25 protein-coding genes are annotated in these 23926 nt (G+C 67.2%); 14 read left to right on the top strand and 11 right to left on the bottom strand.

Annotated elements, in window-relative coordinates; all coding sequences use genetic code 11:
- Positions 1–4: 4 nt before the first annotated feature.
- From QM618_RS06640 to QM618_RS06605, 8 genes are all read right to left on the bottom strand, one after another.
- Complete coding sequence (locus tag QM618_RS06640; protein ID WP_428095964.1) at positions 5–274, bottom strand: zf-TFIIB domain-containing protein; 270 nt, start codon at positions 272–274, stop codon at positions 5–7.
- An 82-nt stretch (positions 275–356) separates the two neighbouring features.
- Positions 357–626, bottom strand: a complete 270-nt coding sequence (locus tag QM618_RS06635; protein WP_428095963.1) for a hypothetical protein — start codon at positions 624–626, stop codon at positions 357–359.
- Positions 623–919 (bottom strand): GNAT family N-acetyltransferase, encoded by a 297-nt coding sequence (locus QM618_RS06630; RefSeq protein ID WP_428095962.1) that lies wholly within the window; start codon positions 917–919, stop codon positions 623–625. The genes QM618_RS06635 and QM618_RS06630 overlap by 4 nt, the downstream gene beginning before the upstream one ends.
- 9 nt (positions 920–928) lie before the next feature.
- Positions 929–1546 (bottom strand): NADPH-dependent F420 reductase, encoded by a 618-nt coding sequence (locus QM618_RS06625; protein ID WP_428095961.1) that lies wholly within the window; start codon positions 1544–1546, stop codon positions 929–931.
- Positions 1543–2328: an HAD hydrolase family protein gene (locus QM618_RS06620; RefSeq protein ID WP_428095960.1), complete on the bottom strand. Its 786-nt coding sequence runs from the start codon at positions 2326–2328 to the stop codon at positions 1543–1545. The genes QM618_RS06625 and QM618_RS06620 overlap by 4 nt, the downstream gene beginning before the upstream one ends.
- Before the next feature lie 14 nt (positions 2329–2342).
- On the bottom strand, positions 2343–3026 hold the full coding sequence (locus QM618_RS06615; protein WP_428095959.1) for a CE1759 family FMN reductase: 684 nt from the start codon (positions 3024–3026) through the stop codon (positions 2343–2345).
- On the bottom strand, positions 3023–3451 hold the full coding sequence (locus tag QM618_RS06610) for a MarR family winged helix-turn-helix transcriptional regulator (RefSeq protein WP_428095957.1): 429 nt from the start codon (positions 3449–3451) through the stop codon (positions 3023–3025). The genes QM618_RS06615 and QM618_RS06610 overlap by 4 nt, the downstream gene beginning before the upstream one ends.
- Positions 3451–4641, bottom strand: coding sequence for a CE1758 family FMN-dependent luciferase-like monooxygenase (locus QM618_RS06605; RefSeq protein WP_428095954.1), 1191 nt, complete (start codon positions 4639–4641; stop codon positions 3451–3453). Before QM618_RS06605 ends, QM618_RS06610 begins: the two co-directional genes overlap by 1 nt.
- A gap of 455 nt (positions 4642–5096) precedes the next feature.
- Between QM618_RS06605 and QM618_RS06600 the strand changes: the two genes are divergently transcribed.
- A complete protein-coding gene (locus QM618_RS06600) occupies positions 5097–5426 on the top strand; it encodes an ArsR/SmtB family transcription factor (protein ID WP_428095952.1) in 330 nt (109 codons plus the stop codon).
- A 177-nt stretch (positions 5427–5603) separates the two neighbouring features.
- Here the strand turns inward: QM618_RS06600 and QM618_RS06595 are convergent, their stop codons facing one another.
- On the bottom strand, positions 5604–6842 hold the full coding sequence (locus tag QM618_RS06595) for an MFS transporter (protein WP_428095949.1): 1239 nt from the start codon (positions 6840–6842) through the stop codon (positions 5604–5606).
- Positions 6842–9082: a glycoside hydrolase family 3 N-terminal domain-containing protein gene (locus tag QM618_RS06590; RefSeq protein ID WP_428095946.1), complete on the bottom strand. Its 2241-nt coding sequence runs from the start codon at positions 9080–9082 to the stop codon at positions 6842–6844. The genes QM618_RS06595 and QM618_RS06590 overlap by 1 nt, the downstream gene beginning before the upstream one ends.
- A 91-nt stretch (positions 9083–9173) precedes the next feature.
- Here QM618_RS06590 and QM618_RS06585 point away from each other — a divergent pair, with 91 nt between their 5' ends.
- Positions 9174–9743 carry a TetR/AcrR family transcriptional regulator gene (locus QM618_RS06585; RefSeq protein ID WP_428095944.1) on the top strand — a complete coding sequence of 190 codons (570 nt, stop codon included), beginning with the start codon at positions 9174–9176 and terminating at the stop codon, positions 9741–9743.
- Positions 9744–9776: 33 nt separating this feature from the next.
- On the opposite strand, the gene QM618_RS06580 is transcribed toward QM618_RS06585, so the two are convergent.
- Positions 9777–11687, bottom strand: coding sequence for a M3 family metallopeptidase (locus QM618_RS06580; RefSeq protein WP_428095942.1), 1911 nt, complete (start codon positions 11685–11687; stop codon positions 9777–9779).
- A 159-nt stretch (positions 11688–11846) separates the two neighbouring features.
- On the opposite strand from QM618_RS06580, the gene QM618_RS06575 reads away from it, so the two are divergent.
- The 12 genes from QM618_RS06575 to QM618_RS06520 all read left to right on the top strand — a co-directional run bounded on the left by QM618_RS06575 (position 11847) and on the right by QM618_RS06520 (position 23901).
- On the top strand, positions 11847–12425 hold the full coding sequence (locus tag QM618_RS06575; protein ID WP_428095940.1) for a hypothetical protein: 579 nt from the start codon (positions 11847–11849) through the stop codon (positions 12423–12425).
- 159 nt (positions 12426–12584) lie between these two features.
- Positions 12585–13175 carry a DoxX family protein gene (locus QM618_RS06570; RefSeq protein WP_428095937.1) on the top strand — a complete coding sequence of 197 codons (591 nt, stop codon included), beginning with the start codon at positions 12585–12587 and terminating at the stop codon, positions 13173–13175.
- A 101-nt stretch (positions 13176–13276) separates the two neighbouring features.
- Positions 13277–13882: a copper resistance CopC family protein gene (locus QM618_RS06565; RefSeq protein ID WP_428095935.1), complete on the top strand. Its 606-nt coding sequence runs from the start codon at positions 13277–13279 to the stop codon at positions 13880–13882.
- A 2-nt stretch (positions 13883–13884) separates the two neighbouring features.
- Positions 13885–14802, top strand: a complete 918-nt coding sequence (gene hemC, locus QM618_RS06560) for a hydroxymethylbilane synthase (protein ID WP_428095932.1) — start codon at positions 13885–13887, stop codon at positions 14800–14802.
- Positions 14799–15563: a uroporphyrinogen-III synthase gene (locus QM618_RS06555; protein ID WP_428095930.1), complete on the top strand. Its 765-nt coding sequence runs from the start codon at positions 14799–14801 to the stop codon at positions 15561–15563. Before hemC ends, QM618_RS06555 begins: the two co-directional genes overlap by 4 nt.
- Positions 15560–16531 (top strand): porphobilinogen synthase, encoded by a 972-nt coding sequence (gene hemB, locus QM618_RS06550; RefSeq protein WP_428095928.1) that lies wholly within the window; start codon positions 15560–15562, stop codon positions 16529–16531. Before QM618_RS06555 ends, hemB begins: the two co-directional genes overlap by 4 nt.
- On the top strand, positions 16528–17820 hold the full coding sequence (locus QM618_RS06545) for a glutamate-1-semialdehyde 2,1-aminomutase (protein ID WP_428095926.1): 1293 nt from the start codon (positions 16528–16530) through the stop codon (positions 17818–17820). Before hemB ends, QM618_RS06545 begins: the two co-directional genes overlap by 4 nt.
- Positions 17821–17918: 98 nt before the next feature.
- On the top strand, positions 17919–20492 hold the full coding sequence (gene nirB, locus QM618_RS06540; RefSeq protein WP_428095923.1) for a nitrite reductase large subunit NirB: 2574 nt from the start codon (positions 17919–17921) through the stop codon (positions 20490–20492).
- The gene (nirD, locus tag QM618_RS06535; RefSeq protein ID WP_428095921.1) at positions 20489–20866 is read left to right on the top strand and encodes a nitrite reductase small subunit NirD; all 378 of its coding nucleotides are present in this window, start codon (positions 20489–20491) and stop codon (positions 20864–20866) included. Before nirB ends, nirD begins: the two co-directional genes overlap by 4 nt.
- Positions 20863–22077, top strand: coding sequence for a uroporphyrinogen-III C-methyltransferase (gene cobA, locus QM618_RS06530; protein WP_428095918.1), 1215 nt, complete (start codon positions 20863–20865; stop codon positions 22075–22077). The genes nirD and cobA overlap by 4 nt, the downstream gene beginning before the upstream one ends.
- A 49-nt stretch (positions 22078–22126) precedes the next feature.
- Complete coding sequence (locus QM618_RS06525; RefSeq protein ID WP_428095916.1) at positions 22127–23203, top strand: uroporphyrinogen-III synthase; 1077 nt, start codon at positions 22127–22129, stop codon at positions 23201–23203.
- Positions 23200–23901 carry a sirohydrochlorin chelatase gene (locus QM618_RS06520; RefSeq protein WP_428095914.1) on the top strand — a complete coding sequence of 234 codons (702 nt, stop codon included), beginning with the start codon at positions 23200–23202 and terminating at the stop codon, positions 23899–23901. The genes QM618_RS06525 and QM618_RS06520 overlap by 4 nt, the downstream gene beginning before the upstream one ends.
- Positions 23902–23926: the final 25 nt, after the last annotated feature.

Genomic DNA, 23926 nt, shown 5'->3' with positions numbered 1-23926 from the left:
AGGATCATCCAAAGTCGAGCAGGTCTCCAAGCCACGATTCCTTCTTCTTGCGCTGCCCGTACTGCTGCTGGCCGCGAGGGTCTTGGTAGGCCTGCTGTTGCGGAGCGCCAGCGCGTTCGGCGCCGCGAGGCGCGCTTTCTGTGACCGAGCGGTCCAGGATTTTGTCGAGTTCGCCGCGATCGAGCCACACGCCTCGGCACTGGGGGCAGTAGTCAATCTCCACGCCCTGTCGCTCGCTCATCACCAGGCGTTCGCCGTCTACTGGGCACTGCATCGCTGCTCTCCTTGTCGTGGCGCGGGGTACGCCGTTGTGGGGGCAACGCGCAGGGGTGGAAGGTGGTTCCGCGGTGGGTGCGCTACCGCGTGAGGAGCGTCGCCATGAACGCCGCATAGCTCGCGAGTGCCGCCCAGAACAGGGCATCTCGCAGTCTGCGTGGGCCCCAATTGAGCGCTACGAGCGCTAGCGCGACGGTGAGAAAAGCCCAGGTGATGGTGTGTCCGTAATCAATGACCCACGCGCGCCAACCCGTGCCCTGGGACTCTACTCCGTCCCCAATCGTGGCGAAAACGATCGTCACGGCCAAGGCGACTACGGCGCCCAGGCCCGCCCAGCGTCGGCCGGTCACGGGGACTCGGGGAAGTTGATGTTTGCGCCGGGCACCTCGTTGCGCTCAAGGTAGCGGCGCACGAAGGGGCACAGGGGAGTGATGGTGTGCTCGCGCTCAACCGCGTCGGCGACGGCGTGCTGGACGACTTCAAGGCCCAGGCCTTGACCGGAGAAGTTGGGGAGCGTCTCCGTGTGGGTGAAGACGATGCCGCCGTCGCCTTCGATGAAGTCAACGAGCGCGGCGAGTTCGTCGCCAACGCGCAGTTCGTAGCGGTTGCGCTCGTCGTTGCGGGTTACCGTGTGCTCGCTCATGGCCCGACGCTACCCCGCCACCGCGCGCAACAGCGCCTCTTGCGTGAGTGGCCTTCCAAAAGCGGCGGCGCCCGGTTGGAGTTCGACGCCCCGATCCAGCCCGCCCAACTGAACGGGCTCAAAGCCGAGGCTGGACACGAACGTTGCCACGGCGTCGGCCTTGATGGCGTGATTCGACGCCACGCCAATCGCGATGCGGCGCTTGTCCCGCGCGTGTTGAGCGAGGTCGTTCGCGCTGATGTGGTTGAGGCTCTTGACGACGCGGGCACCGGGCAGCGCGGAGGCCACGGCCACCGAGGTGCCGCCGGGGTGGTCCGTGAACTCGGGGAGCGGGCCGTCGACGGCAGACCAGTAATTGGTGGCATCGACGACGGTGTGGCCAGCAAGAGTCGCGGTGTCTAGTTCCGCGAGGCGGTGGAGGGGGATCGCCAGGATGACGAGGTCGGCGTTCGCGATTGCTTCCGCGGCCGTGACGGGAGCCGCACCCGGGGCCTCGATGGAGAGGTGCAGCGCGATGAACTTAGGATCGCCAGAGCCCGCGATCCGCACGTCATGGCCTGCGGCAACCGCGAGGCGCGCCAGCGCAGTGCCGAGTTTTCCGGCACCGAGCACGCCCACGCGCGTCACGCAATCAGCCCCAGGTCATGGAAGGCGCTCGCGAGCCCCGCACGTTCGGGACCAGGAATGACGTGGTCGGCGGCCGCGAGCACGCGCGGATCCGAGCCCTCGATCGCAACCGAAACCCCAGCGAACTCGAGCATTTCGAGGTCGTTGAGGCCGTCGCCGAACGCGAAGACGTCGTCGCGATCGATTCCTAGCTCTGTGATTGCGGCGGCAATGCCCACGGCCTTGTTGATGTGCGCCTGGAACACCTCGCCCGCGCCGCGGCCAAGGTCCTCGATTGAGTTCGCAACCACCGCGACGTCCGGTCCCAGCGGCTGGATGATCTCCGTGAGCGCGCGGTCGCCGCCAAAGCAGATGACCTTGGTGACGGGGATCCCCGTGAATGAGTCCACGACCTCAATCAAGACCTCGGCGTTTTCGCCGCCGTACGCGCCAAGCGCACGCGTCATGAGGTGCTTCGCGGTGCGGGGGAGCAGCAGCTCGTGTGCGTTCTCGACGATGTAGTCCACGCCGTGCGCGTCGAGTTCCGCGAGGAGCGCTGCGGCCAACGGCGCCGGGAAGTCGACGTCCGCGATCGTCTCGCCGCCGATCTCCACATACGCGCCAGCCGCGCACACGTACCCGTCGAACCCGGCGCCCGTGAGCGACTGCGGCAGGGCGGAAACGGGCCGCCCCGTGCACAGGAAGACCTTGTGCCCCGCCGCCCTTGCCGCGCGCACCGCCCCCACGTGAGCGTCGGGCACCCTGCCGTGAAGGGCATAGGTGCCGTCGACGTCCAAGAACACGGCCCGACGCTGGGTCACCTTTGGCTGTCTCTCGGCTTGAGCGTGCCGCCCTGGGCAAGGCGCATCAGGTCGGTGCTCAGGTCGATCTCGGTGTTGGTGCCGCCAGCCGACCCGTATTCGTGCTGGTAACGGCGCCACGACTCGTCCTTGAGGGCTCGCGCGAAGCCGGACTCCATGAGCAACACGGCCTCGAACGCGGCGCGATCGATGCGTTCGCCGAGTGCCTTATCGTTCCAGTCCTCCGTGGAGGCGAAGAGGCTCGTGGGGACGGGGAGAGTGCGGAGGTAGGCGAAGAGCGCGCGCAGTTCCTCATCGACCACGAGGGCGTGGCGGGCGGTGCCGGCGGTGGCCGCGAGGATCACGGGCTTGCCGATGAGCAGGTCGTTGTCGAGCACCTGGAAGAAGCTCGTGAAGAGGCCGCTCGCGCCGGCCTTATAGACGGGGGTCGCGGCGACGATTGCGTCTGCGTCCGCGAGTGCGGCGACGGCTGCCTGGAACTTGGGGCCGAGCAGTTGGCTTGAGAGGGCCGCGGGGAGTTCCGGGAGGATCTCGCGCAGGTCGATGGTGCGCAGGGCGACCTCGTGCCCGCGTTCTTTGGCGAGGCTCGCGAGGCGCTGGGAGGCGCGGTCGGCGAGTAGGCGGGTGGAGCTGGGGTCGGAGACGCCAGCGTTGACGACGACGACGGAGAAGTTCGTCATGACGACCTTCCTATCAGTTTTGAGGTGAGCAGCCGGAGCGTCTCCAACTCCTCGTCAGTAAGGGGCGCCATGGCGGCGGTGACGTCCTTGGCGTGAGCGCGGCCGATGGTGCGTTGCAGGTCCTTGCCCGCGTCCGTGAGCGCCACGCGCACGGCCCTGGCATCCGCGGAGTCTTCGCACCGGGACACGAGGCCGCGCTCCACAAGGCGATCTACCAGGCGAGAGAGCGCCGGCTGGCTGAGGAGCACGTGCTCCCGGAGGTCCGTGAGGCGTTGCGGCTCGTCGCACTTGGCGAGCGCGTAGAGGACGTCGTACTCGCGCATTGAGGTGTTGCCCCAGATGTCCGTGGAGGCGAAGGACCGCATCAGGACGGCGTGCGCGGTGAGCACGCCCTCCCATGCGTCGTTCGCAAGTTTGGCTCCCATCAGATCACCGGGTACGACGCCTGCAGTTCGACGTCGGTGTCCTGGTACGGTGAGCCGCCCGTGACGTTGTCGCCGCGGTTGGCGTTGGGGCGCGGCTGGCGCGGCTCGGCGTCGCCGTACTTTGCCTTGACCATCTCGGCGTGCGTTGGTGGGTTCGCGGGAGCCTCGGGATCGCGGCGGCCCTCTAGCTCCTTGCGGAGCACGGGCACAACCTCGCCACCGATGAGTTCCAGCTGGTCAAGCACCATGCCGAGCGGCAGTCCCGAGTGATCGCCGAGGAACAGTTGGCGCTGGTAATCGCCCACGTACTCCTGGAACGTCAGGGTCTTGTCGATGACTTCCTGAACGGAACCAACCACCATAGGTGTGGCTGCCGCGAACTCTTCCAGCGTCGGGCCGTGGCCGTACACCGGGGCCTCGTTGAAGTACGGGCGGAACTGGTTCTTGGCTTCTTGAGACGTCTTGCCCACGAAGATGTGGCCGCCGAGCCCAACGATCGCCTCCTTAGCGGTGCCGTGGCCGTAGGCCTCGAAGCGGCGGCGGTAGAAGTCCACCATGCGCATGGTGTGCTCCTTGGGCCAGAAGATGTGGTTAGCGAAGAAGCCGTTGCCGTAGAAGGCGGCCTGCTCGGCGATCTCTGGGGTGCGGATGGAGCCGTGCCACACGAATGGGGGAACGTCGTCGAGCGGGCGCGGCGTGGACGTGAAGCCCTGCAGGGGCGTGCGGAAGGTGCCCTCCCAATCCACGACGTCCTCGCGCCACAGCCGGTGCAGCAGGTTGTAGTTCTCGAGCGCGAGCGGGAGGCCCTGGCGGATGTCCTGGCCGAACCACGGGTACACCGGCGCGGTGTTGCCGCGGCCGAGCATGAGGTCCATGCGCCCCTTGGTGAGGTGCTGCAGCATCGCGTACTCCTCGGCGAGGCGCACAGGGTCGTTGGTGGTGATGAGCGTGGTGGAGGTGGTGAGTTGGATGCGCTCTGTTTGGGCGCCGATGCTCGCGAGGAGGGTGGTGGGACTGCTGCTGAAGAACGGGGGGTTGTGGTGCTCGCCAACGGCGAAGACGTCGAGGCCTACCTCCTCGGCCTTCTTGGCGATCTTCACGATCGCGTCGATGCGCTCGGCCTCGCTTGGGGTGTAGCCGGAAACGGGGTCGCGGGTGATGTCACTGACGGACATGATGCCGAACTGCATGGGGTGCTCCTCTTGGGTCTGTGCCTTAGTCGATTATATGCGTTTGCATGTAATAACGCGAACCGCGCCGATCCATTCCCGGGGTTTCTGCGGTTTAGGCAGCTCACGTGTACCTCGAAGCCCAAGTGGCCTCGGTTTAGGCACGCCAGTGGTACTTCTCGCGCTGGCCGACGCGGGGGTGGCTGGGTGGTTGGGGTGGTGCGGCCCGGGTGGTGCGGCTCGGGTGGTGCGGCTCGGGTGGTGCGGCTCGGGCTGAGCAGGGCGCCCGGGCGCTACGGGACAAAGAGTGACACTCAGGTGCCTAATCCGGGCCAGATTTCGCCAAACGGTATGCGTGAGCTGCCTAAACCGCGGGGGAGCGGCCTCTGCGCGTCGACTAGAGGCTAAGGCGGGTGGGTCGAGATTGCGCTGATATAGCGATATGATGCAACCGTCATGTCAAGAAAGGCGAGCGCATGGACTCCGGCAGGTCGCTCAACGTGGTGAAGGCGGAACTCTTCAAGGGACTGGCGCATCCGGTGCGGATCCGCATCCTAGAACTCTTGGACGAGGGCGGCGAACTAGGGGTTACCAGGCTCATTGCCGAGACGGGGCTCGAGGCATCCCACGTGTCGCAGCACTTGCGAGTGCTGCGAGGGTATGACCTCGTGACGTCGGAACGCCGCGGCAGCGAGGTGTTCTACCGCCTCGCTCACGAGGGTGTGACCGAGTTGCTTGCCGCCGCGCGCACCTTGCTGAGAGAGGTGCTCGCGGCGCGCCACGCCATGGTTGCCGCCGCCGAATGAACGCCGGATTCCGTGCGGTAAGGGAGCTGCTGCCCAGCCGCGCCGACTACGCGGGATTGCGCACCACCTGGCGAGTTGATGTTCTTGCGGGGCTAACGGTGGGCGTGGTCGCACTGCCGCTTGCGCTCGCGTTTGGGGTCTCCTCGGGGGCGGGCGCCGAGCGAGGATCGAGCGGCGCTACGGCGCCGGGTGGGGTTCCGGCGTCTCAACGTCGAGAGCACGCGACCGGGGCCGCTGGGACAGCGCCTGCGCGAACACCACGATGAGCACGCCAGCCACCACCACGAGCGTCAGCCCAACGCGCAGCGACACCTCGTCCGCGATGAGCCCAACGAGCACGGGGGAGAGCAGGAACCCAAGCCGCAGGGTCCATGACAGGATCGTGAGCCCCGTGCCCGCCCGGAAACCAGGTAGCTCGTCGGCCTCGTGCATCGCCGCCGGGATGGTCGTGGCCACGCCAAGCCCCGCGAGGCCAAAGCCAACGATGGTCAGTGGGATCGACGGCCACAGCAGCGCGCTGCCCATGCCCACGATCACCAGCAGGCCGCCCGCCCTCGCCACCGTGCGCTGCCCAAAGCGATCCACGAGCCGATCGCCGATGAGGCGCCCAATGGTCTGCATCGTCATGAGCGCCACAAAGCCCATCGCCGCTAGCGACGCCGCCGCGCCAAGCGAGTCATGCAGGTAGTTCGCGGACCAGGTGCCGCCAGCGTCCTCGACCCAACCGCCGGCGATCGCCACCACGGCGAGCGACGCAAGGATCAGCCACACGCGAACAGAGACGGCACGGAGGCTGCCGCCGCCCGACGCTGCGGTCGCCTCTGGCACGGGATCGGCACCAGGGAGCAACATCCGGTACGCGACGATATTGATGGCGAGTACCAGCACAAACACGATCGTGAAGTGCGTCGGAACGGGAATGTCGAGGCCTGCGGCTGCCGCACCCATGAGGCCGCCGAGCACGGCGCCGATGGACCACATCGCGTGCAGCGAGTTGATGATCGATCGCTTCATCTCGCGCTGCACTCGCAGGCCATGCGAGTTCTGCGCCACGTCAACGATGGAGTCGATCGCGCCCACCGCGAACAACGCCGCGGCAAACAGCACGCCATTGGGCGCGAGCGCCGCGAGCACGAGCCCCGCGGCCATGAACACCATCGTCACCACAGCAACGCGAGCGGAGCGGTACCGGCGGATGATCGCTGCGGCGCTGAGGCCCACCACCATCGCGCCGATGCCGCCAAACATCACCGCTGTGCCGAATTGCCCATAGGTGAGTTCAAGGCCGCGCCGAATCTCGGGGTAGCGAGGCGCGAGGTTGGACCAAATGAGGCCGTTCGTGACAAAGAGCAGGGTCACCCCAAGCCGCGCGCGGCTGAGGCGAGCCGCCGTGTACTCGCTCGCGGCGACGGACATCAGATCTTCACCTCGAAGGCCGCGCTCTGGAGGTCCGCGAGGCGCGAGGACGGGCCAACAAGCAGCTCGAACATGCCCGGCTCCACCACTCGGCGGCCGTCAGAGGTCACGATCGTGCACGCGGAGACGGGGACTTCCAGCCCGACGGCCACGGTTTCGCCCGGCGCCAGGCTCACCTGGGCAACGGTCTTGAGTTCGCGATCGGCCCACGTCGCCGAGGTGTTGACGTCCCGGATGTATGCCTGAACGGTCTCGAGTACCGGACGGTCGCCTGTGTTGGTGACGCGAATGCTCGCGCGCACAGTGTCCTCCGGGCGCAGCACAGCGAGTTCAAGGGCAGGTACGTCGTAGGAGACCGACGAATACGAGAGCCCCTCGCCAAACACGAACTGCGGTTCCTGCGTGAGGTCCGCGTACCGGTACCCGTGCTGGGCGTCGATCTGGTTGTAGAACGTGGGCTGTTGGCCCACGTGACGCGGCCACGAAATGGGCATGCGACCGGACGGCTCGACGAGACCGAACAGCAGCTCTGCCAGGGCGTTTCCGCCCTCCATGCCCGGGTTGGCTGCCCAGAGGATCGCCGCGACCTTCTCTGCAGACGGCGGCAGCACGTGCGGCTTCGACGCGAGCACGACGAGCACCACGGGCTTCCCGGTCTCCACGAGGGCGTCGAGGAGTGCCACCTGGCCGCCCTGAAACTCAAGTGTTGCGGTGGACCGGCCCTCGCCGACCAACTGGATCACGTCGCCAAGTACGGCAATGACCACGTCGGATCGCTCGGCGAGCGCAACAGCCTCCGCGATCTGCTCGGGGTCTGGCGCCACGGGGAAGGCGATGTGCGGGCGCGGCTGACCGTCGGGGAAGAAGTCGCCGATGGGATCCGGGCCAGTGCGCACTATCTCGGCGCCGCGCGCAAACTCCACCACAGCGTCGGGCCCGGCAAAGGCGCGAATGCCGTCGAGGACCGCGGAAATCATGTGGCGTGGGTGGCCATCGGGTAGCCAATCCGCCTGGCCGGAGCGGCCGGCCCAGTCGCCGAGCGTCTCGTCCGGGTCGTCAGCGTTGGGGCCCACCACCGCGATGCGGCGCACCTCGTCGCGATCAAGCGGCAACGTCCCATCGTTCCGGAGCAGCACGATCGAACGCCGAGCCACCTCGCGGTTGAGTTCAGCGTGAGCCGCAGACCCGATCACCTCTGATTGCCGAGCAAGATCCGGCACCCGCGGGTTCTCGAACAGCCCCAGTTCAAACTTGAGCGTCAGGATGCGAGAGACGGCCGCGTCGACGTGCGCCTCGTCAAGCAGACCCTGTGCAACGGCCGCCTGGGCTCCCTCGAAGAACGCGGGCGTCGTCATGATCATGTCGTTGCCAGCGTCTACGGCCGCCGCGCCCGCCTGCGCGTAGTCGGGGTAGAGACGCTGTTCGCGCACGAGGTTGCCCACGTTGTCCCAGTCCGTCACGAGGGTGCCGGTGTAGCCCCACTCGGCCCGCAGCACATCGTTGAGCAGCCACTTGTTGATCGTGATCGGGATGCCGTCGGTGGACTGGTAGCCGAGCATGAACGACGCGACCCCCTCGCGCGCCACACGCTCGAAAGGCGGCAAATACCAGGAGCGCAGCTTGCGCTGGGAGATGTCTGCCTCGGACGCATCGCGGCCACCCTGGGTCTCGGAGTATCCGGCGAAGTGCTTAGCGGTGGCGAGGATTGCATCGGGATCCGTGAGGCCGTGGCCCTGGTAACCGCGCACCATCGCCGAGGCGAGCTCGCCGATGAGGAACGGGTCCTCGCCAAACGTCTCGGAAACCCGGCCCCAGCGCAGGTCGCGCGCGATGCACAGCACGGGGGAGAACGTCCAGTGGATGCCCGTGGGCGCCACCTCCACGGCGGTGGCGCGGGCAACGCGCTCCAACAGGTCCGCGGAGAAGGACGCCGCCATGCCCAACTGCGTCGGGAAGATCGTGGCGCCCTCGAAGAACGAGTGACCGTGGATGCAGTCGTCGCCGATGATGAGTGGAATCTGCAGGCGGGTTCGCTTGACCAACTCGTGCGCGCGTGCCAGGTTTTCAGGTGACGCATGCAGCAGGGACCCGACGTTGTACTCGAGTACGTACTCGTCCACCCCGTTCTTCGCGTCGAGTTGGAGCATCTGGCCCACCTTCTCGGCGAGCGTCATGCGCCCAACGAGGTCGGCTACGCGGTCCGCGATGGGCAGGCTGGGGTCACGAAACGATTCGGTCACGCGCGCCAGTGTAGCGCAAGACCTACCGTGTGGTAAGTTAAGCGCCACGCGGCCCGGCCGGGCTTGCGACAGCGACCAAGGGGGCCGCCAGATGGGCGAATCCGAACGCGGAGCCGCAACCCGCGAGCACATCCTCGCCACCGCCACCGCGATGTTCGGCGAGAGTGGCTATAGGGGCGCCTCGCTGCGTGACATCGCGGCCCGGTGCGGCCTAACCCACCCCGGACTCCTCTATCACTTTCCCACCAAGGCGGGACTGCTCGAGGCCGTACTTATGCGCCGCGACCAAGACGATTCCGCTCTCGCCGGAGCCGCGGAGCGTGGCCTCGACGCGCTCAACTCCCTCGTCGAGGTGGCTCGGAAGAACTCCGGCACCAGGGGTCTTGTTGAGCTCTTCGCCACGCTGTCCGCGGAGGCGACCGCTCCCGATCACCCCGCCCACGCCTACTTCGTGGCGCGCTATGACCGCGTAGTTGCGGAGATCTCGCAGCACTTCGTAGAGCTCATCGAGGACGGCAAGGCACGCCCGGGCCTGGATCCGGCCGACGCGGGCCGCCAGTGGGTGGCCCTCATGGACGGCCTCCAGATTCAGTGGCTCCTCAACGAATCCATCGATATGGCCGGCGTGCTCAAGACGCACCTGGATGCCCAACTGGCCTAAGCGTCGGGCAGCTTCAAAGCTGCCCGACGCTCACTACAGCGAGGCGAGCCACTCCCGGTAAGCGTCGGTGGAGTAGGGACGCCCAAGGAAGGCCTCGACACTTTCGGCGGCGTGTCGCCTATTGCCGGGGTTGAGCACCTCGCGGCGGTAGCGCTTGGAAACCTCGGCATCCAGGAGGTTGTCTGGATCGAACTGCGTGAACATGTCCTTGGCGATGGACAGACTCCACTGATACGTGTAATAGCAGGCCGAATAATCCGTGAGGTGCCCAAAGGACGCGTACTGGTGGGTGTCCGGGATCATGTCGCGGACGTCGTACTCCGCCTCGATCGCCTCGGCGAATGGCGCAATGTCCGTGGGGTGGTCCCTGTGCAAGCGGTGGGATAGCGCCGCGTACGCGAGCTGGCGGGCGGTTCCCATGCCCTCGCAGAAATCACGCGAGGCGCGCAGAGCGTCCACGAGCTCGGTGGGAATCGGCTCTCCCGCGGCGTTCGTGGCGAAGCGCTGCAATACGGGAGCGGTCCACGCCCACTCCTCGAGCATCTGTGAGGGGGCCTCGACGAAGTCCCACTCCTGCTGATCGCTGAGCCCGGTGTGACGGCCCCACACCTGCTGGCCCGCGGCGATCTCGTGGATCAAGTGGCCAAACTCGTGAAGGAACGTCACGAGGTCGTCGAAGGTCATGAGCCCGCGCGGGAAGTTGCACATGAGCGACGACTCGGGAACGTTGCGGTTGGTGAAGCCGCTTGCCACGGCGAAGCACGCCATGTGGCTGAACTTGCCCTCGCGCGGGTGCATGTCGAGGTGGATGCGGCCCACCCACTCGCCGTCCTCCTTCACGTCGTAGACCTCGACGTCCGGATGCCACGTGGGCGCGTCGGGAACCAGCTCGAACGTGTAGCCGAAGAGGTGCGCGGTGAGGTCGAGCACGCCTTGCTTGACCTTGCCGAAGTCCAAATACTCGCGCACCTGGTTGGCGTCAACGCCAAGCTCCTCTGCCTTGATGCGCTCCACGTAGTAAGTGGCGTCGTAGACCGTGACGTTGGTCGCGTCGGGGAAGTCCTTGCGCTTGCGTTCGAGCAGGCGCTCTACGTCGCGGAGCGCCGCGGGGCGAGCCGCGAGATTCACCTCGTCGATGAAGCGGCCAATGCTGTCGCCGTCGGGCATCATCATCCGCTGGGTAGCGACATCCGCGAAGGACGGCAGGCCAAGCAGTTCGGCCTTGCGGTGGCGCTCCTGGAGCAACTCGGCGAGCACGGCGTCATTGGCGGGGTAGGCGCGCTGATAGTCGGCGATGACGAGGTCGCGACGCGCATCCGCGTCGTGGGCCATCTCCATGAACGGGAACTTGTCCGGGTACTCGGTGGTGATGGTGACAAGGCCGTCGTCGCCAACCGGGTGGGCGTCGATGTAGTCCTGCGGCAACCCCGCGAGGCGCTCCGGCGCGATGCGAATGGAGGCCTGAGCGTCGCGAATGTTCTCGCTGAACTTGGTGGACAGCGCGGTGATGCGCTCGTTCACGGTGGCAAGCTCCGCGCGAGCCTCGTCGCCAAGGTGGGCACCCTCCGCACGGAAGTCGCCAAGCAAGAGCTCGCGGACGTTCGCGGCGTCGTCCGTCAGCGTGGACGCATCAATCCCAGCGATGAGGGAGTAGAGCTCCGCATCCTGATCGCGCTCTTGGCGCACCGTCTGGGCGCGCACAAACAGTTCTCCGGCCAGCTCACGAACCCCCGCGTCGGGGTGGCACTCCGCCAGAATCTGGGGCAGTTCCATCGCGTGGATGATCGCGATGTCCGCCTCATTCCACTCCGCAAGCACGTCAACGGCGTTCCCCGAACGCAGTGCGTCGAGGACGCCCTTTGCGCCCTCGAGACGCGAACTCACGTGAATCTCCAGGTAATCGCGCCAGGCCGCGCCGTCGGTGGGGAAGTCAACACTCGTCATGGTTCTCGACTCTATGCGGTTTTTCGGCGCCGCGAGGCCCTTGGACCAAGACGGGACTGTGGTCCCATGTGCGCGCTCAAAACGCCTCATAGATTCACGGTTAGGCGCTACCCCGGCGCTAAGGGCCCACAAGGCCCGTGTGATGAGGAGAAACACACCATGGCAACGACGCCTGAAGCGCCCACAACGGCGCCCGCATTGACCGGCCACAAGCTTGGCTGGGTATTCCTGAGCATTACCCGTATCGGTATCGGCTTCTACTTCCTGTGGGCCTTTGTCGACAAGCTGCTTGGCCTTGGCTACAGCACGTGCCGCACCGTGGCAGAGGACGGCACCTACACGATCGACGCCTTCTGCGACAAGGCATGGATCAACGGCGGCCACGTGACCGAGGGCTACCTCGTGTACGGCGGCAACGTCAACAGCCCGTTCCACGACTTCTTCGTCGACCTCGGCGCCCAGCGCTGGACCGACTGGGTCTTCATGATCGGTCTGCTCGGCATCGGCCTCGCCCTCATGCTCGGCATCGGCACCAAGGTGGCCATGGTCACCGGTCCGCTCATGCTGATCTTCATGTACATGACGCAGATGTGGCCGGCCACCAACCCCATCCTCGATGACCACATCATCATGGCGGTCGCGGTGATCGCGGCGGTGCTGCTGGAACTTGGCTACCAGTCCATTGGACTGGGCAAGTGGTGGCGCAAGCTCGTCGGCTCGAACACCTGGCTCGTCTAGAACCCTCCCCCAAACGGGCCCCGCGACCACACGTCGCGGGGCCCGTTCCTTTGTGCGACACGACAGGTATCTCGCGCGCTTGCCACCAATGAGGGCTAGCGTGTTTTGCGGGGGACGGGTCCCCGGTCCCCTCTGTGTCCACCATGGGAGGGAACACGCATGAGTACTGAACCTACGACCACCGCTGAGCCGGCGGCAAAGACGCCGTCGGACTACCGAGGCGCCGGCTGGATCTTCCTCAGCCTGCTCCGCATCGCCATTGGATTCATCTTCCTCTGGGCGTTCTTCGACAAGTTGTTTGGCCTTGGCTACAGCACGTGTCGCACCACCAACGACGACGGCACATTCAGCATCGACGCCATGTGCGACAGCGCATGGGTCAACGGCGGTCACGTGACCGAGGGCTATCTGGTCTACGGCGGGAACGTCAACAGCCCGTTCCATGACTTCTTCGTGGACCTCGGTGGCCAGCGCTGGACCGACTGGCCGTTCATGCTCGGCCTGCTCGGTGTTGGGTTTGCGCTGATGTTTGGCGTGGGCACCAAGGTCGCCATGTGGGCGGGTTCGCTCATGCTGCTGTTCATGTATCTGACGCAGATGTGGCCGTCCACCAACCCGTTCCTTGACGAGCACTGGATTGAGGCGCTCGGCATCATCGCGGCTGTGCTTCTGGAGCTTCGTTACCGCCAGGCCATCGGCCTAGGAGAGTGGTGGAAGAGCAAGGTGGGAGCCAGTCACTGGACCGTCTAGTGACGCTCTGAACGCGAAAGGGCGGGTGGCGATGTCACCCGCCCTTTCGCATGGGCCTTGGCATGCCCGACGCTGTGGCTGGGGATGTCAGAATGGTCACCATGCCTGTGACTCAGTTTTCTCGTCGCGCCCTTGCGGTTGCGGCGCTTACGTTCGCCGCTGCGGCCTTTGCCGTTCCCGCTTCCGCTCACGCCGAGTTGGTGTCGTCTGATCCCGTCGATGGGTCGTCGGTCACCGAGCTCAGCAGCATTCGCCTTGAGTTCTCTGAGGAGCTGCTGGAGATCGGCAACTCGATCACCGTGACGGACGGTCTTGGCGCAACCCAGGAGCTTGAGGTCACCCTCGCCGAGCCGACCGTGCTCGAGGCGCCCGTGACCGATCTCGCTCCTGGCGAGATCACCATTGCGTGGCGCAACGCGTCGGTGGACGGTCACGCGGAGGAGGGCGAGATTCACGTCGATCTGGTCGCTCCGCTGCCCTCGCCGAGCGCATCGCCAACCCCAACAGTGACCGTGACCGCAACGGAGAGCGCATCGCCAACGCCAAGCGCCACACCCTCGGTGAGCCCAAGCGCGGAAGCCGTTGAAGAGACGGGCGGGGTGAGCCCGTGGCTGTGGGGCATCCTCGGCCTCCTCGTGATCGGTGGCGCTGCCGCGGCGCTGATCGCCGCAACGCGCAAGCCGCCAACGGGCACTCCGTCGGAGTAAGCGTGCACATCAGGCTCGGTACCAGGGGCTCGGCGCTCGCGACCACCCAGTCGGGCATGGTCGCCGAGTCGCTCGTCGCTGCAGGTGCTCGCCGAGGCCTCGAGGTGGACGTAGACCTGGTGCCTATCACCACCCACGGCGACATCTCACGGGCCTCCCTGGTAGGCCTCAGCGAGGTTGGCGTCTTTGTGACGGCGCTGCGGTCCTCGTTACTCGCGGGGGAGTGCGACCTCATCGTGCACTCGCTCAAAGACATGCCAACTGCTCCGTACGAGGGCCTGGAACTCGCTGCGCTGCCTGAAAGGGAAGACGTTCGCGACGCGCTGTGCGCCAACGGGCGCACCCTCTCCGGGCTCCACAAGGGCGCTCGCGTGGGGACGGGCTCGCCGCGGCGCGCCGCCCAGGTTCTCGCCTTGCGTCATGACCTCGTGACCGTGCCCATTCGCGGCAACGTGGACACACGGCTCGCGATGGTGGGCGCGGATCTCGATGCCGTGGTGCTCGCGGCGGCCGGCCTCAATCGGCTTGGCCGCGAGGCCGAGGCGAGCGAACTCTTTGACCCCGCCGACATGCTGCCCGCGCCGGGTCAGGGCGCGCTCGCGGTGGAGATCGCGGACGACACGCCCGCGGAGCTCGCGGAGCTGGTGCGCTCGCTGGATCATCCCGCGACCCGCGCAGCTGTGACTGCGGAGCGTGCGGCGCTCGCAGTGCTCGACGCGGGGTGCAGCGCGCCCGTTGGCGCGTTCGCCACCGTTGAGGACGGCACGCTGAGGCTCACGGTGCGCGTCATGAACACCGAAGGCACGCTCACCCTCACCGAGAAGACGGCTGGCCGCGCGGACGACGCAGAGTCGCTTGGCCGCGCCGCCGCGCACGCTCTGCTTGGGCGCGGTGCCGCAAGCCTCATGGGGCGTGGGTGAGCGTCGCAGGCCGCCGCATCCTCGTCCCTGTCACCGCGGGACGACGGGATCTCGCCGAGCGCTTGCGCGCTGCAGGAGCGCTCGTGGACGAGGTCGAGTTCATCGAGGTCGTGGAGACCGCGCAGCCAGAGGTGCTCGCGGCGGCGACGCTCGAGTGGTGCGACGGGGCGTTTGACTGGCTCGCGGTGACGAGCCGCAACGCGGTTCTCGCCATGGCGGCCGTTGCCACCGCAAACGCTCGCTCGCTCGCCGACCCCGTTCCGTTCGCCCAGGTAGCAACGGTGGGCGAGGCAACGCGCTCTGTGTGCGCGGGCGTGGGGCTCGATGTTGCCCTTGTGCCCAGCGGCACGCAAGACGCCCGCGGGATCGTCGCGGACTTCCCGGAGGGACCCGGCCGCGTGCTCGTCCCGCTTGGGGATCTGGCCGGGCCGGTGCTCGCTCGTGGGCTTGAACGCAAGGGGTGGGACGTCACCAAGGTGGAGGCGTATCGCGTTGTTGACGGCCCCGGCATTTCCGCAGACACGGCCGCTGCGCTGGCAGCGGGTGAGTTCGACGCGGTGCTGCTCACAAGCGGTTCCGTGGCTGAGCGGTACGCGCCGCACGCGGCACCGGAGGGAACCCTGGTGGTGGCGATTGGGCGCACCACCCAGGCCGCCGCCAAGGGCGCGGGCCTGACCGTGGGCGCAGTTGCCGCCATCCCCAGTCACGACGGTATCCTTGAGGCTCTCGAGAACGCCTGGAATACCAGGGAGGACGCATGACGTCAGCGATTCGCCCGCGCCGCTTGCGCGCCACACCCGCGATGCGCAGGCTCGTGGCCGAGACCCGCGTCTCGGCGTCCCAACTGGTGCTGCCCGTTTTTGTGCGCGAAGGACTCGACGAGCCTCGGCCCATCAACTCTCTGCCAGGAGTTTCGCAGCACTCGCTGGACTCGCTAGCGGACGTGGTGGACGCCGCCGCGAATGCAGGCCTCGGCGGAGTCATGCTCTTCGCCGTTCCGCAAGTCCGTGACGCTGTCGGTACACAGGCGTCGCTTCCAGAGGGAATCCTGAATCGCGCCATCTCCGTTGCGAACGAGGCCGCGGCAGGTCGCCTCGTGGTGATGGCTGACCTGTGCCTTGACGAGTTCACCGATCACGGCCACTGCGGCGTCCTCGGAGAAGACGGCTCCGTGGACAACGACGCCACCCTTGAGGTGTACGCCAGCATGGCGCTCGCGCAGGCCGCCGCCGGCGCAGAGGTGCTGGGGCTCAGCGGGATGATGGACGGCCAAGTGGCAGCCGTGCGTGAAGCGCTAGAGGGCGCGGGGCACACCAACACCGCGATTCTTGCCTACTCGGCCAAGTACGCCTCCGCGTTCTACGGCCCCTTCCGCGACGCCGTGGAAAGCCAACTCGAAGGAGACCGCCGCACCTACCAAATGAACCCGGCCAACCGTAGCGAGGGTCTCCTTGAGGCCGCGCTCGACGAGACCGAAGGCGCCGACATCGTCATGGTGAAGCCAGCCCTGCCCTATCTGGACGTGCTCGCGGACGTTGCCGCAGCGTCGGCCATTCCGGTGGCCGCGTATCACGTGAGCGGCGAGTATGCGCAGATCGAGGCGGCGGCCGCGAACGGCTGGATCGATCGCCGCACCGCACACGTGGAGGCGGTGACGTCGATCGCGCGAGCGGGCGCCGACATCATCCTCACCTACGCGGCGCTCGAGCTGAGCGAGTGGCTGGCATGACGTTCTTTGACCGCGCCGCGGCGATCGTCCCCGGTGGTGTGAACTCACCCGTGCGCGCGTGGAACGGCGTGGGCGGGCATCCGGTTCCCATCGCGTCCGGGCACGGCTCTCGCGTCACCGACGCAGACGGCCGCGAGTACGTCGACCTTGTCTGCTCGTGGGGAGCGGGAATCGTTGGCCACGCGCACCCGGTGGTGGTGGAGGCCGTCAGCAAGGCGGCCGAACGCGGCCTGAGTTTTGGAGCCACCACCGAGGGCGAGATCGCGCTCGCGGAGGAGATCCGCGCCCGTTATGCCCCGGCGGAGCGAGTTCGCCTGGTCTCCACGGGCACCGAGGCCACGATGACCGCGCTGCGCCTGGCGCGCGCGGCTACGGGCCGCGATGTGATCGTGAAGTTCGCGGGGCTCTATCACGGCCACTCTGACTCCTTGCTCGTGGCTGCGGGCTCCGGCCTCGCGACCGCGGGCACCCCGGATTCCGCCGGCGTCACCAAAGCCGTTGCGGCGGACACCATGGTGCTTCCGTACGGAGACGAGGCCGCGCTCACCGACGCCTTCGCCGAGCACGGCGGCTCCATCGCGGCGGTCATCGTCGAGGCCGCCCCGTGCAACATGGGCGTGGTGCAACCGCCGCCTGGCTTCAACCGCCTCATCGCCACGCTATGCCGCAACGAGGGCGCAGTCATGATCTGCGACGAGGTCCTCACGGGCTTCCGAGCCGGCCCCGCCGGGTACTGGGGCGTGGAGCGTGACCTGGCCGCAGCGTCGGGCAGTGAACCTTGGACCCCAGACTTGGTGACGTTCGGCAAGGTCATCGGCGGCGGCCTTCCCGTTGCCGCGGTGGCCGGGCGCGCGGATCTCATGGAGCAGCTGGCGCCGCTTGGGCCGGTGTATCAGGCGGGGACGCTCTCGGGGAACCCGGTGGCCGTGGCCGCGGGGCTCGCGACGCTTGGGCTCATGGATGCGGCCGCGTATGCGCGGCTTTCGCACACGTCCGACGCTCTGGTTGCCGGGGTCTCGGGGGCGTTGGCTGCCGCAGGGCGCACGTTCGCGGTGGGGCGAGCGGGCACGTTGGCATCCTTCTTCCTGGGTTTGCCCGATTCTCCGGTCACCTTTGATGACGCGCGCAAGCAGGATTCGGGGGCGTACGCGGGCCTGTTCCACTCCTTGCATGAGGCCGGGGTCTACCTGCCGCCGAGCGCGTTCGAGGCGTGGTTTGTGTCGACGGAGCACACCTCGGAGGACATCGCAGTGGTCGTTCACGCCGTGACGGCCTGGGCCAGCGCCTGACTTCTCACATCGCCGCTTCACGAACGGTGAGACAGATGTTCGCAGACCTTTACGCCCCACCGGCGCCGCTGTAACACCCGCTTCCTACCGTGGTTGGCATGATCCAGTCCCCGGAACATGTGGTCGTCGTAGGCGGCGGAATGGTTGCCCATCGGTTCGTTGAGGCGCTGCGCTCTCGCGACACTGAGGGGCGGTATCGCGTCACGGTGTGTGCCGAAGAGCCCCGGCGCCCGTATGACAGGGTGGCGCTCACCACCTACTTCACCGGCAGGCACCCGGAGGATCTCGAGCTGGGTGACCGCGGCCTGTGGGATGACCCGCTCGTGACGTTGCGTCGGGACCACCGCATCGAAGCGATCGACCGCGACGCGCACACAGTCACGGCCACGGATGGCACCAGCGAGCACTACGACCATCTGGTGCTCGCCACCGGCACGTACGCGTGGGTGCCGCCCATCAAGGGAGCGGACCTGCCCGGCGTGTTCGTGTACCGGACCATCGATGATGTGGCCGCGATCCGCGGCTACGTGGAGCGCCTGCGTGCGGAGCGCGGCGGGGGAGTATTGCGCGGCGCGGTCCTCGGGGGTGGACTCCTTGGCCTTGAGGCCGCGGGAGCACTGCAAGAGTTAGGCCTGGTATCCACCGTTATTCAGGCCGGGCCGCGCCTCATGAACGTGCAAGTAGACGACGCCGGTGGTGCGGCGCTCAAGCGCCTCGTCGAGAAGTTGGGCGTCTCCGTGAAGGTGGATGCGCAGACCTCGCGGTTCGCGCCTGGCCGCACCGGCGCCGTGGGTTCCGTGAGGTTTGCCGACGGCGCCGAGCTCGCCACCGACGTGATCATCGTCGCTACCGGGGTGAGGCCGCGAGACGAACTGGCCGCAGCGTCGGGCCTTTCGCTTGGTGAGCGAGGGGGAGTGACTGTTGACGACACGTGCCTCACGGAGGATCCGGCGGTCAGTGCCATTGGCGAGGTCGCGTCCATTCAGGGCGCGTGGGTGGGGCTCGTGGCACCGGGATACACGATGGCGGAGATCGCCGTGGACCGCCTGCTTGGCGGAACGTCCACCTATCCGGGCACCGACACCTCCGCGAAGCTCAAACTCCTTGGTGTTGACGTGGCGAGCTTTGGTGACGCGTTTGCCACCACGCCGGGTGCGCTCGAGGTGGTGTTCGCGGACCCGGTGGCCGGCGTCTACAAGAAGCTCGTGCTGACCGACGACGCGCGCACGCTGCTCGGCGGCATCCTCGTGGGCGACGCCTCTGCGTACTCGAGCCTAAGGCCCATGGTGGGGGCGGAACTGCCTGGCGACGCGGCGGCGTGGCTGCTGCCCGAGGGCGCAGGTTCTGGAGACGGAGCAGGGCGGCCACAACTGGAACTCCCCGATGCGGCGACCGTGTGCTCGTGCAACAACGTGAGTGCGGGAACCATCCGCGAGGCCGTGAGGGAGCACGAATGTACCGACACGAGTGAGGTGAAGGCGTGCACCAAGGCGGGGACCGCGTGCGGATCCTGCGTGCCGCTCGTGAAGAAGCTCGTCACCACGGAACTGGAGCGGGCGGGCATCGCCGTGTCCAACGCGATGTGCGAACACTTCGCGATGAGCCGCGCGGAACTCTTCAGCGCGGTGCAGATCGCGGAACTGACGTCGTTCAGCGCAATCATCGACCGCCTGGGAACGGGCAGCGGCTGCGACATCTGCAAGCCCGCCATCGCGTCGATCCTCGCGAGCCTGTACAACGGCCACGTGCTCGCGGAAGGGCGCGCGGCGCTGCAAGACACCAACGACCGCGTCATGGCCAACATGCAAAAGGATGGCACCTACTCGGTGGTGCCGCGCGTGCCCGGCGGCGAAATCACCCCGGAAAAGCTGATCGTGATTGGCGAGGTCGCCAAGGACTTTGGGCTCTACACCAAGATCACTGGGGGCCAGCGGATCGACCTGTTTGGCGCGCGGATTGAGCAATTGCCAGCCATCTGGAAGCGCCTGGTAGATGCCGGAATGGAGTCGGGGCATGCCTACGGAAAGAGCCTGCGCACCGTGAAGTCGTGTGTGGGCTCCACGTGGTGCCGCTACGGAGTGCAGGACTCCGTGGGCATGGCGATCGCGCTCGAGCTTCGCTACCGCGGGCTGCGCAGCCCGCACAAGATCAAGCTTGGCGTCAGCGGTTGTGCGCGCGAGTGCGCGGAGGCGCGCGGCAAGGACGTGGGCGTTATCGCCACCGAGAAGGGCTGGAACGTCTACGTGGGCGGCAACGGCGGATTCAATCCCAAGCACGCCCAACTACTGGTGGAGGACGTCGACGACGCCATGCTCCTCAAGGTCATCGATCGCTACCTCATGTTCTACATTCGCACCGCGGACCGCCTGCAACGCACCGCGCCATGGCAAGAGGACTTCGAAGGCGGGCTTGATCGCTTGCGGCAGATCATCGTCGACGACGCCCTTGGCATTTGCGCGGACCTGGACGCGCACATGTCCCGGCACATCGATTCCTACGAGGACGAGTGGGCCGCCGTGCTTCGCGATCCCGCTCGCCTCGCGCAGTTCGCCAGTTTCGTCAATGCGCCCGACGCTGCGGATCCGTCGCTGGAATACGTCGCCGAGCGTGGGCAGAGAAGGCCGCGGGGTCCAGTTTTCGTTGCGGGCGACACTTTGGAGGTGCGGGCATGACCGCGGTGTCCCTCCCCGCGACGCTGACCCTGGTGTGCGGCCTGGATCGTCTCACCCCTGACCTGGGCGTAGCGGCGCTGTTCGGCAATCTGCAGGTGGCGATCTTCCGCCTCGCGGACGGGTCCGTCTACGCCGTTCAGAACCTCGATCCATTCTCTGGGGCGCACGTCATGTCGAGAGGAATCACCGGCTCCAGGGGAGCCGAACCAACGATTGCTTCCCCCATCTACAAGCAGGTGTTTTCCCTCACCACGGGGCTGTGCCTTTCCACGATGGACCGCGAACCGGTCACACCGGGCGGCCCCGACTTGGAGACATTCCCCGTCACCCTCGACAATGGCCAGGTGTTCCTCACCCTGGCCGGTCACCGGTGACAGTTCTCTTTGGGCTCGACCTCGCGGACAAGCGCGTTGTGGTCGCGGGCGCTGGCGCGGTGGCGACCCGCAGGATTCGCCGCTTCCTCGCCGCCGGGGCCGCCGTGCGCGTGGTGGCGCCCGCAGCGTCGGACGATATTGAGCGCCAAGCGAGCCATGGTGACCTGGCGTGGGAGGCGCGGCCCATTGAGCCCGCGGACCTCGACGACGCATGGCTGGTGCTCGCCGCCACGGATGACGCGGCCCTCAACGACGCCATCGCGGCGTGGGCGTTGGAGCGCCGCGTGTGGTGCATCGACGCCTCGGATGCGAGCAAGGGCACGGCCCGCCAAGCGGCGATGTCCACCCACGGTGACGTGACCGTTGGAGTGGTGTCCGTGGATGCTCCGGATCCGCACCGGATCCGTTCGGTGCGTGACGCCATTGCCGACTACATCGACTCTGGGCAGGTTGACCTGCGCCGCCGGCGCGAAGGAGCCGGCCGTGTCATCCTCGTTGGCTCCGGCCCCGGAGACCCTGGGTTGGTGACAGTGCGCGGTCGCCAGGCCCTAGCAGAGGCCGACGTTGTGGTCACCGATCGCTTGGGAGCTACCGGCCTGCTGGTGGCGGTTCCCTATGACGTCGAGATCGTCAACGTGGGCAAGAGCCCTGATAATCACCCTGTTCCGCAAGACCAGATCAACGCGATCCTGGTGGACAGGGCGCTCGCCGGCAAGACCGTGGTGCGGCTGAAGGGTGGCGATCCGTTCGTGTTTGGGCGAGGCGGCGAAGAGGTGCACGCGTGCCTCGAGGCTGGCGTGGACGTGGAGGTGGTTCCTGGCGTCACGAGCGCGCTGAGCGTGCCCGCGCTTGCCGGAATCCCCGTGACGCACCGTGCCATCTCCAACTCGGTGCTCGTTACCTCGGGACATGCAGGGGCGGATGCGGCGGCGCTCGCGGCCATCACCTCGGGCTCCACGGTGGTGTTCTTGATGGCGGTGAACGCGCTGCCGGGGATCGTTGAGGCGGCGCTCGCGGCAGGGGCAGATCCGGAACTTTCCGTGGCAATCATTGAGCGCGGATCCACTTCACAAGAGCGCGTCACGCGCGGTGAACTTGGCGCGATCGTTCGTATCGCTGCCGAAACGGCGGTGAAACCTCCGGCGGTTATCGTCATCGGAGAGGTGGCAGCCCCGGACTTCCTCGGCTCTCAGGCAGGCGCCACCTCCTGAAGGGGAGGCGCGCGTGTCGGCAATTGGCGAACCGCTTGTGGGATGTGTCGTGGTCATCACGGCAGACCGGCGCAAGCGTGAATTGGCGGCGGCGCTCGAGCGCCGCGGGGCAACCGTGCGCCACGCACCCGCGCTGTCCACCGTCCCGCACCTCGACGATCACGCGCTCGTGCGCGACACTCGCCGCGTCATCGCGGATCCGCCGCACATCGTGGTGGCAACTACCGGAATCGGCTTCCGCGCATGGGTGGAGGCCGCCGACGCTGCTGGCCTCGCTGACGAACTTCTGGAGGTGATGAGTCACGCCCGACTCATCGCCCGCGGGCCCAAGGCGCGCGGGGCGATTCAAGCCGCTGGGCTTGAAGCAGACTGGGTCGCCGAGTCTGAGACTGCCGCCGAACTCCGTGACTATCTGCTCGCCGAAGGCGTGAGCGGCGCGCGCATCGCGGTGCAGCACCACGGCAATGGCTCTGACGGGCTCGATGAGGCCTTTCGTGGCGCGGGCGCTGACGTGGTTGGCCTCGTCGTCTACGGCTGGGGTCCGCCGCTTGATCCGGTTGCCCACGAAGAGTGGCTGCGCGCCGCAGCGAACGGGCAGTGCGACGCCGTGCTGTTCACCTCGGCACCCGGCGCCTCGGCGTGGGTGGCGAGCGCCACCGACCTTGGACTGCTCGACGCAATCCGTGCCAAAGTGTCCGCTGGAGCTTTGCTGTTGCAGGCCGTCGGGCCTATTACCGCGGAGCCGTTGGCGAGCGCTGGCCTTGCCGTCCAGTACCCCGATCGCTGGCGCCTTGGCGCGCTCGTGCGGGACCTGGTGAAGCACTACGGGGAGGACTGCCTGACGCGCCGTACGCGCGCCGGTAGCCTCGTGGTGCGGGCCACCACGGCCGTGCTTGACGGCAAGCCCTTGCCGCTCTCGCCCTCCGGATTTGCGATTCTGAAGGCCCTCGCCGAGGCGAACGGCTCTGTGCTCACGCGTGAGCAGTTGGGAGAGATCATGCCGTCTGGTCAAAGCGGAGCGCATGCGGTGGAGGCGGCCATCAACCGCCTTCGCGAGGCGTCGCAGGCCCGAGCTTTGGTGCGCACGGTGGTCAAGCGCGGCTATGCGTTGGCGGTGGCCGCGTGAGCGCGCCGGTGATGATCCTGTGCGCGCACGGCACGCGTGACGCGGCTGGGCAGGCGAGCGTGCTTGCCGTGGCCGAGCGCGTGCGACAGCGGTTGGGGGTGGAGGTGCGCGTGGCCTACGTCGATGTCCAGGAACCGCACATTGACGAGGTGGTGCTTGGCATCCCCGAATCCGCCGACGGCATTGCCGCGGTGGTGGTTCCGTACTTGCTTGCTGGCGGGTATCACGTGCACGTGGACATCGCCAACGCCGTACGTACCAGGCCCGACGTTGTGGCAGCTCCCGCTCTTGGCCCCGACCCGCGTCTCATCGCCATTGTGCGGGATCGCGTGGACGAGGCTTCCGTGCACCCCACAGCCACCCTGGTGCTTGCTCCCGCGGGCAGTTCCGACGCGCGCTCCCAGGCGGACACCGAGCGCACTCTCGATGCGCTGCGGCTGGCGTGGGACGGGCCGGTTCGCGTGGGGTATGCGGCAGGAATTGAGCCCACGGTTGCGCAAGCTGTGGAGGCCGCGCGTGCCAATGGCGAATACGAGGAGGACTCGGACGTCGCCGTCGTGTCATACCTGCTATCACCCGGTTTCTTCCAAGACACGCTAAGCAAGGCCGGCGCCGACCACGTGACCGATCCGCTGGCGCCAGACGAGCGGCTGATCGACATCATCGCGGACCGCTTTCGCGATGCGGGCGGCATCTAGGTCTCCTGGGCTTTGCCCCGGGAGT

The sequence above is a fragment of the Demequina sp. genome (assembly GCF_049841215.1).
In the GTDB taxonomy this organism is placed as follows: Bacteria; Actinomycetota; Actinomycetes; order Actinomycetales; family Demequinaceae; genus Demequina.
Note: the sequence above shows the minus strand (reverse complement) of the source record. Positions and strands in the feature narration are given on the sequence as shown.